The organism is Paraburkholderia sp. 40, from assembly GCF_050434105.1.
GTDB lineage: Bacteria > Pseudomonadota > Gammaproteobacteria > Burkholderiales > Burkholderiaceae > Paraburkholderia > Paraburkholderia tuberum.
The window spans coordinates 1,962,048-1,977,120 of sequence record NZ_JBNPVY010000004.1; the positions used below are offsets into that span (position 1 = coordinate 1,962,048).

Annotated in this window: 11 protein-coding genes, 1 other RNA gene and 2 pseudogenes; 11 read left to right on the forward strand and 3 right to left on the reverse strand. The window is 65.0% G+C overall.

Annotated features, from left to right (window positions below; genetic code table 11):
- Positions 1-13: 13 nt before the first annotated feature.
- The 7 genes and pseudogenes from OKW28_RS30745 to OKW28_RS30775 all read left to right on the forward strand — a co-directional run bounded on the left by OKW28_RS30745 (position 14) and on the right by OKW28_RS30775 (position 6,098).
- Positions 14-727 (forward strand): HAD family hydrolase, encoded by a 714-nt coding sequence (locus OKW28_RS30745; RefSeq protein WP_429451171.1) that lies wholly within the window; start codon positions 14-16, stop codon positions 725-727.
- Between the two features lie 144 nt (positions 728-871).
- Positions 872-1,241, forward strand: a transfer-messenger RNA (tmRNA) gene (ssrA, locus tag OKW28_RS30750).
- Between the two features lie 167 nt (positions 1,242-1,408).
- Positions 1,409-1,555, forward strand: a pseudogene (locus OKW28_RS30755) (Arm DNA-binding domain-containing protein); the annotation flags it as partial.
- 224 nt (positions 1,556-1,779) lie between these two features.
- Positions 1,780-2,788, forward strand: a pseudogene (locus tag OKW28_RS30760) (glycosyltransferase).
- A 37-nt stretch (positions 2,789-2,825) separates the two neighbouring features.
- Positions 2,826-3,185 (forward strand): GtrA family protein, encoded by a 360-nt coding sequence (locus OKW28_RS30765; protein ID WP_429454508.1) that lies wholly within the window; start codon positions 2,826-2,828, stop codon positions 3,183-3,185.
- An 89-nt stretch (positions 3,186-3,274) separates the two neighbouring features.
- The gene (locus OKW28_RS30770) at positions 3,275-5,056 is read left to right on the forward strand and encodes a hypothetical protein (RefSeq protein WP_429454510.1); all 1,782 of its coding nucleotides are present in this window, start codon (positions 3,275-3,277) and stop codon (positions 5,054-5,056) included.
- Between the two features lie 673 nt (positions 5,057-5,729).
- The gene (locus OKW28_RS30775) at positions 5,730-6,098 is read left to right on the forward strand and encodes a COG4315 family predicted lipoprotein (RefSeq protein WP_429451173.1); all 369 of its coding nucleotides are present in this window, start codon (positions 5,730-5,732) and stop codon (positions 6,096-6,098) included.
- 115 nt (positions 6,099-6,213) lie between these two features.
- Here OKW28_RS30775 and OKW28_RS30780 read toward each other — a convergent pair whose 3' ends face one another.
- The gene (locus tag OKW28_RS30780; RefSeq protein WP_429451175.1) at positions 6,214-6,480 is read right to left on the reverse strand and encodes a hypothetical protein; all 267 of its coding nucleotides are present in this window, start codon (positions 6,478-6,480) and stop codon (positions 6,214-6,216) included.
- Between the two features lie 130 nt (positions 6,481-6,610).
- Positions 6,611-7,690, reverse strand: a complete 1,080-nt coding sequence (locus OKW28_RS30785; RefSeq protein ID WP_429451177.1) for a substrate-binding domain-containing protein — start codon at positions 7,688-7,690, stop codon at positions 6,611-6,613.
- A 133-nt stretch (positions 7,691-7,823) separates the two neighbouring features.
- On the opposite strand from OKW28_RS30785, the gene OKW28_RS30790 reads away from it, so the two are divergent.
- Genes OKW28_RS30790 through OKW28_RS30805 form a run of 4 tightly spaced genes read left to right on the forward strand, consistent with a single transcriptional unit; the run spans position 7,824 to position 13,137 of the window.
- The gene (locus tag OKW28_RS30790) at positions 7,824-8,309 is read left to right on the forward strand and encodes an NAD(P)H-dependent oxidoreductase subunit E (RefSeq protein WP_184011028.1); all 486 of its coding nucleotides are present in this window, start codon (positions 7,824-7,826) and stop codon (positions 8,307-8,309) included.
- The gene (locus tag OKW28_RS30795) at positions 8,306-9,880 is read left to right on the forward strand and encodes a formate dehydrogenase beta subunit (protein WP_429451179.1); all 1,575 of its coding nucleotides are present in this window, start codon (positions 8,306-8,308) and stop codon (positions 9,878-9,880) included. The genes OKW28_RS30790 and OKW28_RS30795 overlap by 4 nt, the downstream gene beginning before the upstream one ends.
- 15 nt (positions 9,881-9,895) lie before the next feature.
- A complete protein-coding gene (gene fdhF, locus OKW28_RS30800) occupies positions 9,896-12,868 on the forward strand; it encodes a formate dehydrogenase subunit alpha (RefSeq protein ID WP_429451180.1) in 2,973 nt (990 codons plus the stop codon).
- Positions 12,869-12,876: 8 nt separating this feature from the next.
- Positions 12,877-13,137: a formate dehydrogenase subunit delta gene (locus OKW28_RS30805; protein WP_018421400.1), complete on the forward strand. Its 261-nt coding sequence runs from the start codon at positions 12,877-12,879 to the stop codon at positions 13,135-13,137.
- Between the two features lie 88 nt (positions 13,138-13,225).
- On the opposite strand, the gene OKW28_RS30810 is transcribed toward OKW28_RS30805, so the two are convergent.
- Positions 13,226-14,950, reverse strand: coding sequence for an FAD-dependent monooxygenase (locus OKW28_RS30810; protein ID WP_429451182.1), 1,725 nt, complete (start codon positions 14,948-14,950; stop codon positions 13,226-13,228).
- Positions 14,951-15,073 lie beyond the last annotated feature (123 nt).

Here is a 15,073-nt window from a genome sequence, read left to right on the forward strand (position 1 = left end):
TCCGAAACGAACAATGAGCGACCCGACTCCCCTGCCGCAACGCGAAGACAACGACGACACGCTCGGCTTTTGCCTCGCCGTGCTTTTCGACCTCGACGGCACGCTTGCCGACACGGCGCCCGACCTCGCGGCCGCCGTCAACAAGATGCGCCACGACCGGGGGCTCGAGATGGTGCCGCTCGAGAAGCTGCGCCCGCTGGCTTCAGCCGGAGCGCGCGGACTGATCTGCGGGGCGTTCGGCATCGGGCCCGATCATCACGAATTCGCATCGATGCGCGAGGAGTTTCTCGCGAACTACGAAGCAGATCTGTGCATCGAGACGACGCTCTTTCCGGGTATCGCGGAAGTGCTCGACGAACTCGACGCGCGCGACGTGCGCTGGGGCATTGTCACGAATAAGGTCGCGCGGCTTACCGAGCCGCTCGTCGCGCAACTCGGGCTAGAGGAGCGCGCCGGCTGCGTGGTGAGCGGCGACACGACCCCGCATTCGAAGCCGCACCCCGCGCCGTTGCTGCACGCGGCGCGTGAGCTGGACATCGCGCCGGAGCGCGTTGTCTATATCGGCGACGATCTGCGCGACGTGCAGGCCGGTTTTGCCGCCGGCATGAAGACCGTCGCCGCGGCGTACGGCTATTGCGGCAACGACATTCCGCCGACACGGTGGCACGCGCAACACGTCGTAGAATCGACGGCCGAGTTGCAAACCCTGCTGCGCGACATCGGCTGACAAAGTCAGGCTGATCGCCTGAAGGGCCCGTCCCGCACTCTTGTTAACCATGTTGCACCATTCAGCAGCCACCAAAGACGCACGACGCGGCCCTCGATCTATTGTAAAATCTCCTTTGGCTCACATATGTGAGCAACGAACCGCGGGGGCGACCTGGTTTCGACAGGGGTTGCGAAGCGGCTAGGGCATGTCGAGGACCCGTCACCTCGTTAATCAATGGGAAAAACGTAACTGCAAACGACGATACGTTCGCACTGGCAGCCTAAGGGCCGCCGTCCTCTGCCTAGTTCACTGACGGGCTAGTGTCGCAAGACCGGTAGCAATACCGACAGAGGTCATATACGTCAGTTAAGCCTTGGCGGCGTCACGACGTCCGGGTCGAAAATTTAGTGAATCGCCGTAGCGCAGCGTGTTCGTCCGCGTCGCTGCGGTTAAATCAAAAGACAGAACTAAACATGTAGAACTGGTCGTAGAGGACTTCTGGACGCGGGTTCGATTCCCGCCGCCTCCACCATTATTTGTTCCAGCGGTGCCCAACGCCGCCAAAAAACCCGCTAGAGCCTAGGCTTGGCGGGTTTTTTCTTGCCAGCAACCTCCAACGCCCCCCATTGACACCCAGTAGCATCGAGGGGCATTTTACGGAGCACCGCCACTGCGCCAGCCGCCCGTGCCCCTCGCATCATGCCCCTGACCGATATCGTCATTCGCAACACGACGCCCCGCGTCAAACCGTACCGTCTGTTCGACGGCGGCGGCCTGTACATCGAGGTGTCGCCGACCGGTAGCCGCCTCTGGCGCATGAAGCACCGGTTTGAGGGCCGCAAGAAACGGCTCGCGCTGGGCAAGTATCCAACGATAACCCTGGCCGAGGCCCGCCGTCGCCGCGCGCCCACGAATCCGGCGACCTACGCGGGCGCAAATGGGCGACAGCGCTCGCTCTGTTTGCGGGCACGCCGTACGTTTACAACCGGACTGGCGCTGCCTTCGTTGTGCAGGAGCTGCAGGCCCATGCGACTGCCCTATAATCGCGCCAACAATGAACAGGGAAAAACATGGGCCGGTCATCCAGCGCACCGTCGAAACAATCGGAAGGGGTTTTGCGCTCAGTCGGGCAGGCGTCTGCCGATCAACGCATTGCAGTGCTGGTGCCCTGCCATAACGAGGCTGCGACGATCACTGCCGTCGTGCGCGATTTCCAGCGGGCGTTGCCGGAATCAGCGATATACGTGTTCGACAACAACTCGTCCGACGGCACCGCTGCTGTTGCCCGCGAAGCTGGCGCGCTCGTTCGCACGGTATCTGACCAGGGCAAAGGCAACGTGATCCGCCGCATGTTCGCCGACATTGAGGCGGACGTCTACGTGCTGGTCGACGGCGACGGCACGTACGACGCAAAGGCGGCGCCGCAACTTGTACAGACGCTCCTCGCCGGCGGGCTGGACATGGTTGTCGGCACGCGCGTTTCAGACGAGCGTGAGGCATACCGGCGCGGCCACCGGTTCGGCAACCGGATGCTCACGCGATGCGTGGCAACGCTGTTTGGCCGGACGTTCACTGACATGCTGTCCGGCTACCGGGCGTTTTCGCGCCGCTTCGTGAAGTCGTTCCCTGCCCATGCGGCGGGCTTTGAAACCGAAACGGAGCTTACCGTGCATGCGCTGGAGTTGCGTATGCCCGTGGCCGAGCTGGCCACCGCATACGGCGCCCGGCCGGAAGGCTCGGCAAGCAAGCTGAATACGTGGGGCCGATGGCCTGCGGATCCTGCTGATGATCGTGAGGCTCTTCAAGGCGGAGAGGCCATTGCTGTTTTTTTCAGCCGGTTTTTTTGCCTGCACGCTCCTGTCCCTGTTGCTGGCCATCCCGGTGTTCGATGATTACCTGCGCACCGGGCTTGTGCCGCGGCTGCCTACGGCGTTGTTATGCGCTGCGATTATGTTGTTTGGTGCAATCCTGCTCACATGCGGGATCGTGCTGGACACCGTGACGCGTGGACGTGCCGAAATGAAACGCTTCGCTTACCTGTCACTGGCTGCGCCGCGCCCTTCAGCGGAGCAACGCTGACGTGCGCGCCCAGGTCTTGCGTTTCGCTGTCGCCGGCGTGGCCGGCTTTGTCGTCGACGCCGGCGTATTGTGGATCGCGCTGCGGCTGGGGCTAGGGTACTTCGCGGGGCGCGCGGTGTCGTTCCTGATGGCCGTCTGGGTTACCTGGCAGGTCAACCGGCGTTTCACGTTTCCTGACCGCCGCGCGGGCTCAGCGTGGCATGAATGGTGGCGGTATCTCGCCGCCATGTCCGCCGGCGGAGGCGTCAACTACGCGGTTTACAGCGCGGCGGTGCTGACACTGCCCCGCAGTATTTTCCTGCCTTTTTGCGGCGTCGCGCTGGGTTCGCTAGCGGGCCTGGTCGTGAATTTCGCGTCCGCGAGATGGTGGGTGTTTCGTCACCGATCACAACGATAATCATGTCGAGCACTGAACCTGTTTCTCCTTCGACGTCGCCGCATTCGCGAGCGCGCGGGATCAACCTGAACACGCCGCGCGCGCTGGCCATGGCTCGCATACTCGTGCCGCTATGCTTCGGTCTGTACTCGCTCTGGCTCGGGGCCGACTCGAACTTCGACCTGTACAACTACCACATGTACAACCCGTTCGCGTGGCTGCACGGCAAGCTGCAGACCGATCTCGCGCCGCCGGGTATCCAGTCCTACTTCAACCCGCTGCTCGATCTGCTCTTCTACCTGGCTAACACGCATCTGCCGTCGCGGGTGGTCGGTTTCGCGATGGGCGCGCTGCATGGTCTGAGTTTCGTTTTCATTCTGGCCATCGTGCAAAAGGCGCTCCCGGTGCTGCCTGAAGGTGATCGTTATCGCGTTCCGCTGCTTCTCGCGCTGGCCGGTTGCCTGACCGGAAACTTTCTGTCCGGGCTTGGGAATTCGATGGGTGACGACACGACCGCGTTGTTCACTCTGGCGAGTCTGCTCATGCTTCTTTCCGGTTGGGAACGGCTGGGCCTTTGGGCAGGCCGCGCAGTGATCGTTACCATCGCCAGTGGCTTTGTCATGGGCCTCGGCGCCGGTCTGAAGCTGACCAATTCCGTCTACGCGGTCGCGCTGTGCGCAGCGCTGCTGAGTTATCCCGACCGCGCCGTTGTCAGGTTGCGCCTGAGCGTGTTGTTCGGCATCGGCGTGCTGCTGGGCCTTGCCACGACAGGTGGCTACTGGCTGTTCCACATGTGGAAGACATTCGGTAATCCGTTGTATCCACAGTTCGGCATGTACTTTCCGAATCCGCTTGCCCGGACCGACGCAGTTGGGGATGCACGATGGCGGCCGCACGGCTGGTTCGACACCGCGTTCTGGCCGTTCATCTTTACGGCGAATTCGCAGCGCGTCGGCGAGACGCCGATCCGTCAGATCATCTGGCCGATCGCCTATGTTCTCTTCTGGCTGTGGCTCGCGACCAGCGCTATCCGGATGACGATGCGCCGCAAGACCGGGGCGCTCGATCCGCGCGCGCGCTTCGTCGTGCTGTTCGTGGCAATCGGCTATGTCATGTGGATGAAGATGTTCAGCATCTACCGCTATATCGTCGCGGTCGAGGTGCTTGCGCCGTTTGTCATCTGGATGTTGCTGCATCAGTTGTTGCCGTACCGTCCAGCGCGGCGTGCCGCTGGCTCGCTGATTGTGATCGCGACTGCGGTCGTGGTGACCGGCGGCGCCCGCACATGGGGTCACGAAGGGTGGGCCGACCCGCTCTATCATGCAGAGGTTCCGGCCATTGCTCAGCCGGAACGCACGAGCGTCATTATTGCAACGACCCGATACCGGGCATGGCCATGGCTGGCGACGCTGTTTCCTGAAAAGGTCGCATTCATGCAGCTGGAGAGCAGTTTTCCCCGGACGCCGGCGTTCGACGACCGCCTGCGGGAAATCGTCCGGGAACGTAGCGGACCAGCCTTTGCGATTATCGACGGCGAATACAACTGGCGGATCGACAACATCACGGCCATGAACGGACTCGTGGATGGCGCCGGGCTGACGCGCACTCAACGGGGTTGCGATGCCATGCGCTGGACGATCACGCGACTACATCTGCACGCCTCGGTGGTGCCTGTTGCGAGCGGTACCAGACAGTGCAAACTGGGCCTGCGTGCCGACGACATGAGGGATACTGCCGCGGAGAACCGCGCGGATCGTGAGTCGGCGATTCCGATGTTTGAGCGCAACGGTTTCGCGCTGGATCCCGCCTCTTGTGTTCCGTATCCGGCAGGGATCGGCAAGGGGGTGCTCGTCTATCAGTGGTGCCGCGTATCGCTTCGTGACGGACATTGAACGCCGGCATATCGCCCGCCGCATGGCAGCACGTCGGCTGACACGAAGGCTCGGGTGACCGTTGCACCCTTGGAAGCTGCCATTGAAGTGGCGCTGTATGCAGTGGCCGGATCGGGGCCGCTAGCAGGCATTCGCAACTACACTACCGAGCCAGGCTGGAGCGCCGATCGAATCGCGCTCCGCAGCTTAACGTACGTAAAAACCCCCCAATCTTGACGGCCCCCTGTGAGCGCAGACGAGGTTTTTCCAACCTTCCATGGGGGTCGGGTTTCACTGGAAATACGACCCGCCGGAACACCTTTTGCGGAGTGCATCATGGCACGACCGAGATTCGAGCCAACCTCTGAGGGCCGCGCTGCGGTCCGGGCGCTGCTCATCTGCGGCGTGCCGATCGGCCGCTGCCTGGCGCACGTCGTCAATCCGCAGACCCACCGGCCACCAAATACCTGGAACGTTCGCGATGAACAGCCCCGAAAAACCCCGGTAGCGTAACGCTGCCGGGGTTTTTTATTTTCGGCACCGTCCGCGACGCTTTACGGGCCGGCCACACGTCTCCCCTTCACTCAGCGGGGACGCACAACACGCCCCGGTAAATCCGCGGCCGCTGCCTATACTCGTAGCTCGAAACGAGTCGTCACTCGTCAACCACGTCGCCAAAACAGGAGCCTGCGTCATGCGCAAGACCATCGCTCTGCTGGCCCCGCTCGCACTCGCCGTGCTACACGCCGGCGCCTTCGCCGATCCGCCCAAACTGTCCGACGGCCGCTTCGTCACCGCTGACGGCATGACGCTCTACACGTTCGACAAGGACACCACGCCCGGCGTCAGCGCCTGCACCGGCGGCTGCATGAGCAACTGGCCGGCGGCCACGGCGGCGCCGACCGACAAGCCGTCGGGCGACCGGACGCCGATCCCGAGCGCAGACGGTAAGCAACAATGGACGTACAAGGGTCATCCGCTGTATCACTACGCGGCCGACAAGCAGGCGGGCGATGCAAAGGGGGACGGCTTCAAGGAAATCTGGCACATCGCCAGGCCATAAGAAGCCACTCCGGCCGGCAACTGGGGCGCCATCGCCCCCGCCACAAAGCACAACGCCGACCCAAGGGCCGGCGTTGCGTCAAACCTCGAAGCTCGAGCGAAGCCCGAGCCAATTCTTATTCGTCTTTCGGGCACTGCAGATTGCAGCCATTCGGATCGCCGATGTCGCCGCGCTTGCGCGCCTGCGAACGTTGGCCGTGCTGATACTTGTCCGACGGGGCGGACGCGGCGAATGGCATCTGCGGATGCTCGTTAATGCGGAATTCGTCGGTCAGGATGCCACCCGGCACGCCAGGCGAATTTTGCGCGTAAGCGACGGAGACGGTGGCACAGAGCACACCAGCCGCGGCAGCGGCGGCACATGCATGGAGAAGAGCTTTCATGTCGATTCAGCGCAGCTTGGCGCGCGGTAAAGGCGGATACGAAGCCAAGAGAGTAGCCGAAACCGGCGCGCTGCGCAGCCGCGCACGCCGAGCGCCACCGCTTTTCTGGTTACAGGCTCTTACTCCGCCGTTACGCGAGCGCCCCGCCGAGCCCCTCGTCCAGATCGACGAGCCTGCCGCAGTCGCACGGATCGTAGCCGGCGAGTTGCTCGACGCGTTGGTGAAACGCGCTGCCGCGCAACAGGTTGATCACCGTCGCGAGCGGCGCGCGAGAGAGGTGCGCGCGATCGCACGCGAAGTAATAGTCCTCGTCGACGATCGGAATGAAGTCGAGCCCGAAATGATGCGCGGCCGGTTCGACGCCGAAGCCTATGTCCGCCATGCCGCTCGCGACGAACGCCGCGATCGCCGAGTGCGTCAGCTCGGTCGACGCATAGCCGTTGACGCGGTCCGGGTCCACACCGACCTGTCGCAGCGCGAGATCGAGCAGCATCCGCGTACCCGAGCCGGGCTGGCGGTTGACGAAACGGATGTCGTCGCGCGCCAGATCGCCAAGCCCGCCGATCCGCTTCGGATTGCCCTTGCCGATGAACAGGCCCTGCTTGCGTCGGGTCAGATGCACGAGCACATGGCGTTGCGGATCGAGCCAGCGCCGGTAGGTATCGGCGCACACCGCGCGGAACTCGCCGAGCGGCAGATGAAAGCCCGCCAGATCGCACTCGCCGCGCGCGAGCGCACTGACCGCCTCGGCGCTGTCGCGGTACTTGATCTCGACCGGCAGATCGTTGGCGACCAGCGCCGTAACGAGCGCGGCCACCGCGTAACCGTGCGACGCGTGGATGCGCACGTCATCGGCGGGAGGCGCAAGCCAGCGGTTCAGATCGCTCGCCACTTCGCTCGCGAGGGCCTGCAAATTGCCGTCGAGCCGCTCGCCGCAGAGCCGCTGCCCGCGCAGCACCGCGTGACCGAGCTCGGACAACGCCGAGCCGCGCCCACGCTCTTTCGCGATCAGAGGACCACCAAGCCGCTCCTCGATGCTGCGCAGCAAGCCCCATGCGTGCCGATAGGACAAACCCTTAAGCGCCGCGGCCTGCGCAATGCTGCCAGATACATCGACGAGCGCGAGCAGCGGCACCACGTCAGACAGGCTGGCCTCGCGGCCGTCCGCGCCCTTGACCACCAGATCGACCTGACATTCGATCCTGACCATATATGTTTGACTGTTTCCTATTGCGCGCGCCGGTCGGCGCGCCTATCTTTCGGCTATACCATATCGAATAAGCGAAGCATACGTGCATGCATTATGAATAACAAGTGCATATATCGCTTTGGAGGAGCCCCCTTTGGACGATTCTCTCGCCACGGCGCCGGATCAGCTCGTGCAACGTCACGCGCAGCCGGGCCGCACACTCATCACGATCCTGCACGCGATCCAGGACGAACTCGGCTTTGTGCCACCCGCGGCGGTCGGACCGCTCGCCCGCGCGCTGAACCTGTCGCGAGCGGAAGTGCACGGCGTCATCACTTACTACCATCACTTTCGCACCTCACCGGCCGCGCCCGTCACGGTGCAGCTGTGCCGCGCCGAAGCGTGCCGCAGCATGGGCACCGAGGCGCTTGCCCAGCACATCGAGGCGCACACCGGTTGCCGCTTCGACGCCGGTCACCATGACGGCGCAACGGTGGAGCTCGAATCGGTGTACTGCCTCGGCCAATGCGCGCTGTCGCCGGCGATGATGCTCAACGGCACGCTGCACGCGCGCGTGTCGCCGCAAAAATTCGACGCGCTGTTCGCCGCTGCCCGCAAATGCGTGGAGGTGCCGGCATGACGCGCATCTATGTTCCGCGAGATTCGTCGGCGCTCGCGCTCGGCGCCGATGCGCTGGCCGAAGCCATTGCCAGCGAAGCCGCGCGCCGCGGCATTGCGATCGAACTGATCCGCAACGGTTCGCGCGGGTTGCTGTGGCTCGAACCGCTCGTCGAAGTTGCGACGCCCGAAGGCCGCATCGGCTATGCGAATGTCGACGTGGAAGACGTCGCCGCGTTGTTCGACGCGGGCTTCGTCGAGGGCGGCGAGCATGCGCGGCGCGTCGGCGTGGTCGACGAGATTCCGTATCTGAAGAAGCAGCAGCGCCTGACCTTCGCGCGGATCGGCATCACCGACCCGCTGTCCATCGACGATTACGTCGCGCACGGCGGCCTCGAAGGCCTACGCAACGCCCTGCAAACCGACGGCGATGCCGCCTGCGAAGCGCTGATCGAATCCGGTCTGCGCGGCCGCGGCGGCGCGGCCTTCCCGGCCGGCATCAAGTGGCGCACGGTGCGCGGCGCGAAGGCCCCGCAGAAGTACGTCGTCTGCAATGCCGACGAAGGCGATTCCGGCACCTTCTCCGATCGTCTCGTGATGGAAAGCGATCCGTACGTGCTCATCGAAGGCATGATCATCGCCGGCGTCGTGACCGGCGCGAGCGTCGGCTACATCTATGTGCGCAGCGAATACCCGCACTCGATCGCGACGCTTGAAGCTGCCATCGCCCGTGCGCGCACAGCCGGCTGGCTCGGCGACAGCGTGCTCTCGAGCGGGCAGCGTTTCGAGCTGTTCGTGGCGAAAGGCGCGGGCTCGTATGTGTGCGGCGAGGAAACCGCGATGCTGGAATCGCTCGAAGGCAAGCGCGGCATCGTCCGCGCAAAGCCGCCGGTGCCCGCACTCGTGGGTCTTTATGGCCAGCCCACCGTGATCAACAACGCGATCACGCTCGCCACCGTGCCGATCATCTTCGCGCGCGGCGCCGCGTTCTATAAAGACTTCGGCATGGGCCGCTCGCGTGGCACGCTGCCGTTCCAACTGGCCGGCAACATCAAGCGAGGCGGTCTCGTCGAACTCGCGTTCGGCGTGACATTGCGCCAACTGCTCGACGACTTCGGCGGCGGCACCGCGAGCGGCCGGCCGGCGCGCGCGGTGCAGGTCGGCGGTCCGCTCGGCACCTATCTGCCGCCAAGCCAGTGGGACATTCCGATGGACTATGAAGCCTATGCGGCGGTCGGCGCGGTGATCGGCCACGGCGGTCTGGTCGTGCATGACGACACGTCGAACCTTGCCGAACTCGCGCAATACGCGATGCACTTCTGCGCACTCGAATCGTGCGGCAAATGCACGCCGTGCCGGATCGGCTCGACGCGCGGCGTCGAGGTGATCGCGCGGATTCGCAGCGGCGACACGTCGACGCGTCAGGTGCAATTGCTGCGCGATCTGTGCGACACGATGGTAGCCGGCTCGCTGTGCGCGATGGGCGGCATGACGCCCTATCCGGTGCTGTCCGCGCTCGATCATTTCCCTGAAGACTTCGGTCTCGCCGCCGATCCCACTGCCGACCACGCCACCAAAGCGGCCGCGGCCTGACTCCAGGAGTTCACCATGTCCGACCAGTTCAACTCCCCCGCCGGCGCCCCGAAGGAAGTCCCCCTGGGGGGCGGCTGCGGCTCAGGCAACTGCGCATGCAAGTCGCAAGCCCTGGCACGCGCCGCCAGCGCCTTCTCCGACGAGACCGACTACGGCACCCCCGCCCGTAACTCGGACGTCGACGTGACGCTCGAAATCGACGGGCAGGCGGTGACCGTACCGGCGGGCACGTCGGTGATGCGCGCGGCGGCTGAAGCTGGCGTCAACGTGCCGAAGCTGTGCGCGACCGATTCGCTCGAACCGTTCGGCTCATGCCGTCTCTGTCTGGTCGAGATCGAAGGACGGCGCGGCTATCCGGCTTCGTGCACGACACCGGTCGAAGCCGGCATGAAGGTGCGCACGCAGACCGACCGTCTGCAGTCGCTGCGTCGCAACGTGATGGAACTGTACATCTCCGACCATCCGCTCGATTGCCTGACCTGCCCCGCCAACGGCGACTGCGAACTGCAGGACATGGCGGGCGTGACCGGCCTGCGCGAAGTGCGCTACGGCTTCGACGGCGCGAATCATCTGAAGGACAAAAAGGACGAATCGAATCCGTACTTCACGTACGACCCGGCGAAGTGCATCGTCTGCAATCGCTGCGTGCGCGCGTGCGAGGAAACCCAGGGCACGTTCGCGCTGACGATCACCGGACGCGGCTTCGAATCTCGCGTCGCGGCCAGCGAGAACCAGCCGTTCATGGAATCGGAGTGCGTGTCGTGCGGCGCCTGCGTGGCCGCGTGCCCGACCGCGACCTTGCAGGAAAAGTCCGTCGTGATGCTCGGCCAGCCCGAGCACTCGGTCGTCACCACCTGTGCCTATTGCGGCGTCGGTTGCTCGTTGAAGGCAGAGATGAAGGGCAACCAGGTCGTGCGGATGGTGCCGCACAAGAACGGCCAGGCCAACGAAGGCCATGCGTGCGTAAAGGGTCGCTTCGCATGGGGCTACGCGACGCACAAGGACCGCATCACGAAGCCGATGATCCGCGCGACGATCACCGACCCGTGGCGCGAAGTCAGCTGGGACGAAGCGATCTCGTACGCGGCATCGGAATTCCGTCGCATCCAGGCGAAGCATGGGCGCGATTCGATCGGCGGCATCACGTCGTCGCGCTGCACGAACGAAGAGACGTACCTCGTACAGAAGCTCGTGCGCGCCGCGTTCGGCAACAACAACGTCGACACCTGCGCGCGCGTCTGCCATTCGCCGACCGGCTACGGTCTGAAAACCACGATCGGCGAATCGGCGGGCACCCAGACGTTCGCATCGGTCGATAAGGCCGACGTCATCATGGTGATCGGCGCGAATCCGACCGACGGCCACCCGGTGTTCGCCTCGCGTCTGAAGCGGCGCGTGCGCGAGGGTGCGAAGCTGATCGTCGTCGATCCGCGCCGGATCGACATCGTCGATACGCCGCACGTGAAGGCGTCGCATCATCTGCAATTGCGGCCCGGCACCAACGTCGCGATCGTCAACGCGCTCGCGCACGTGATCGTCACCGAGGGCCTGCTCGACGAAGCGTTCGTCGCCGAGCGCTGCGAAACCCGCGCGTTCGAACAGTGGCGCGATTTCGTCGCGCTGCCGGAGAACTCGCCGGAAGCGACCGAAGCGGCGACCGGCGTGCCCGCGCAACAGGTACGCGAAGCCGCGCGCATCTACGCGAGCGCCGGCAACGCCGCGATCTACTACGGCCTCGGCGTTACCGAACACGCGCAAGGCTCGACGATGGTGATCGGCATCGCGAACCTGGCGATGGCGACCGGCAACATCGGCCGCGAAGGTGTCGGCGTGAATCCGCTGCGCGGCCAGAACAACGTGCAGGGTTCGTGCGACATGGGCTCGTTCCCGCACGAGCTGCCCGGCTATCGTCACATCGGCGATCCGCTCGTGCGCACGCAGTTCGAAAACGCCTGGGCCGTCACACTGCAACCGGAACCTGGCCTGCGCATTCCGAACATGTTCGACGCCGCGCTGCACGGCAGTTTCAAGGGTCTGTACTGCCAGGGCGAGGACATCGTGCAGTCGGACCCGAACACGCATCATGTGGCGGCGGCGCTGTCGTCGATGGAATGCATCGTCGTGCAGGACATCTTCCTGAACGAGACCGCCAAGTATGCACACGTGCTGCTGCCCGGCTCGTCGTTCCTCGAAAAGGACGGCACGTTCACCAATGCCGAGCGCCGCATCTCGCGCGTGCGCAAGGTGATGCCGCCGCTCGGCGGCTACGCGGACTGGGAAGTCACGCAGTTGCTGTCGCGCGCGCTCGGCTACGAGATGGACTACACGCATCCGTCCGAGATCATGGACGAAATCGCGCGGCTCACACCGACCTTCCACGGCGTGTCGTACCAGAAGATCGACGAAATGGGCAGCATCCAGTGGCCATGCAACGAGGACGCTCCCGACGGCACGCCGACGATGCACGTCGACACCTTCGTGCGCGGCAAGGGCAGGTTCGTGATCACGAAGTTCATCGCATCGCCGGAGAAGGTCACGCGCAAGTATCCGTTGCTGCTGACGACCGGGCGCATTCTGTCGCAGTACAACGTCGGCGCGCAGACGCGCCGCACCGAGAACTCGCGCTGGCATGACGAAGACCGGCTCGAACTGCATCCGCACGATGCCGAGGAACGCGGCATCAAAACCGGCGACTGGGTCGGCATCGAATCGCGCGCGGGGCAGACCGTGTTGCGCGCGAAGGTGACGGAGCGGATGCAGCCGGGCGTCGTCTATACGACGTTCCACTTCCCCGAATCGGGCGCGAACGTGATCACGACCGACAGCTCCGACTGGGCGACCAACTGCCCCGAATACAAGGTGACCGCGGTGCAGGTGATGCCGGTCGAGCAGCCGTCGCAATGGCAGAAGGACTATTCGCGCTTCAATAGCGAACAGCTCGAACTGCTGAAGCAGCGCGAGCTGGCCAGCACGACGTCGGGCAAGTGAGGCGAGCGATGGACAATCGGAATCTGATCGACATGGCGAACCGGATCGGCGACTTCTTCGAGTCGATGCCCGACCACGAGGAAGCGCTGACCGGCGTCGCCGAACACATCCGCCGCTTCTGGGAGCCGCGCATGCGGCGCGCGCTGCTCGCGACGCTCGACGAAGCGCCGGACACGTATGACATCGCGCTATCGGACTTCACGCGCGAGGCGATCGTCAGGTATCGCGAGAAGTTGACGCCGGCGCAGGCCCAGGCGCCGGCGGCTTAGGCTCGGGCCGTTTCCCCCCAATCAACCAGGCACGGCGGCGCGATCCGCAGCCGCGTGCGTGCCCATGCCAGGCAACAGGCGGCGCCAATCACAACGTCGCCTGTTCCGATATCTCTCCCCCAACCGTAAACCACGCTTCGCAGTGCCGTACGAGACCGTGCAGGGCCGAGCCGGTGCGTCCGCGCGCGCTGATGTAGCCGTCGGGCCGCACCAGATAAAACGACGGCCGCGTGCGCCCATACGATTCGGACAATGCCGGGCCGCCGTCGCCGCTCGTATCGGTGACGCGCCAGATCCGCACCGCGTTCGGCAGCAGCCGCTCGACCTCGGCGGCGAGCTTTTCTACTTCGGGGTCCGGCGGCGGTGCATGTTTCGCGGCGGGATCGAGCGGCGTGCCATCGACGGGCAGCGGCGGCAACAGCAGAAACAGCGAGAAGAACGCCGGATCGTGCAGATCGAAAATGCAGCCGACGCCCGGCGCGCGCCCGAGCGGACCGTCGACGACGTGCACGAGCGCATCGGGTGCGCGCTCGCCCGCGCGCGGGCCGCCGTCGAGCACGCGTTCGAGCGTCAGCGGACTGCGCCGGTATTGGATCGACAGCTCGCTGATCGTCGCGCGTGCGGCATCGCGCAGCGGACCGAGCGTGGCCAGCACCGGCATCACGCGCTCGCGCAGCAGCTTCATCGGTCCATGATCGGCCTCGGCCATCTGCGTGATGAAACCGGTCTGCCGCAGCACCTCGCGCTCGATCGGATGTCGCTCGGCGTGATACGTGTCGAGCAGACGATCCGGCGCCGCGCCGCCGATCACGCGCGCGAGCTTCCAGCCGAGATTGAGCGCTTCCTGGATGCCGGTGTTCATGCCCTGTGCGGCCGCGGGGCTGTGTACGTGCGCGGCATCGCCGGCGAGGAAGATGCGGCCCACGCGCAGCCGATCGACCATCCGGCTGTTCACGTGGAAGTACGCCGACCACGCCAGATCCGACACGTCGACGCGCTCGCGCACGCGTCGCGCGATCAGCGCCTTGCATTGTTCGAGCGACGGCGCCGGCGCCCGCTCCAGCGGCGGCTCGCCGAGCACCGCGGGGGCCGGCGGTGCGGCGCTGCCCGACGGCTCGACCGCATGATCGGCGATCAGACGATGGCGGCCGTGGCCCATCGGAAACAGCGCGACGAGACCGTCGCCCGACGCGAAAATGTGGAACTCGTCGTCGGGCCAGTCGGTTTCGGCGTGCAGGTCGGCGAGCAGAAAGGTCTGGTCGAAGGTCTTGCCCTCGAAGTTCAGGTCGAGGCGATGGCGAATCGAACTGTGCGCGCCATCGGCCGCGATCAGATACGACGGGCGCATGGCTTCCGTGCGGCCGTCCGCGCGGCGCAAGGTCGCCTGAACGCTCGCGGAGCCTTGCATGAACGCCACGAGCTCGACGCCGCGCTCGACCTTCACGCCGAGCGTCGCCAGATGCTCGGTCAGGAGCCGCTCGGTCACCGACTGATCGAGAAACAGCAGATAGGGATAGCGCGTGTGCAACGGGTCGAAATCGAGCTGCGCAAGCCGCATGCCGTTCGAAAACAGATTCGCCACGCGCGCGCGATGGCCGAGCTCGAGAAACGGTTCGACCAGCCGATGCTGCTCGAGCAGTTCGAGCGTACGTGCCTGAATGCCGATCGCGCGCGAGTAAGGCTTCGGCTGCGGTGCCTTGTCGATCAGGCGCACGGGGATGTGGGCGCGCGCGAGACTCATCGCTGCGGCAAGTCCGGTGGGACCGGCCCCGACGATCAGCACCGGCGACGCGTCGTAGGCGGCAGCGTCCATGCGGAACTCCGGAGGCAACAATGCGTTCTAGTGTACGCCGCCGCTCTTGCGCACACGGGTGCGCTGCATCAATCGCGCGTCGGCAAGACGGGTCGCGCGGGGGTTCCATCCGTCGTTGCCCAT

What these genes read in the sequence shown, in the direction of transcription:
- fdhF (WP_429451180.1), top strand. Translation starts at nt 9,896, where the DNA reads ATGTCCGACCAGTTCAACTCCCCCGCCGGCGCCCCGAAGGAAGTCCCC.
- OKW28_RS30795 (WP_429451179.1), top strand. Translation starts at nt 8,306, where the DNA reads ATGACGCGCATCTATGTTCCGCGAGATTCGTCGGCGCTCGCGCTCGGC.
- OKW28_RS30805 (WP_018421400.1), top strand. Translation starts at nt 12,877, where the DNA reads ATGGACAATCGGAATCTGATCGACATGGCGAACCGGATCGGCGACTTC.
- OKW28_RS30780 (WP_429451175.1), bottom strand. Translation starts at nt 6,480, where the DNA reads ATGAAAGCTCTTCTCCATGCATGTGCCGCCGCTGCCGCGGCTGGTGTG.
- OKW28_RS30775 (WP_429451173.1), top strand. Translation starts at nt 5,730, where the DNA reads ATGCGCAAGACCATCGCTCTGCTGGCCCCGCTCGCACTCGCCGTGCTA.
- OKW28_RS30745 (WP_429451171.1), top strand. Translation starts at nt 14, where the DNA reads ATGAGCGACCCGACTCCCCTGCCGCAACGCGAAGACAACGACGACACG.
- OKW28_RS30785 (WP_429451177.1), bottom strand. Translation starts at nt 7,690, where the DNA reads ATGGTCAGGATCGAATGTCAGGTCGATCTGGTGGTCAAGGGCGCGGAC.
- OKW28_RS30810 (WP_429451182.1), bottom strand. Translation starts at nt 14,950, where the DNA reads ATGGACGCTGCCGCCTACGACGCGTCGCCGGTGCTGATCGTCGGGGCC.
- OKW28_RS30770 (WP_429454510.1), top strand. Translation starts at nt 3,275, where the DNA reads ATGGCTCGCATACTCGTGCCGCTATGCTTCGGTCTGTACTCGCTCTGG.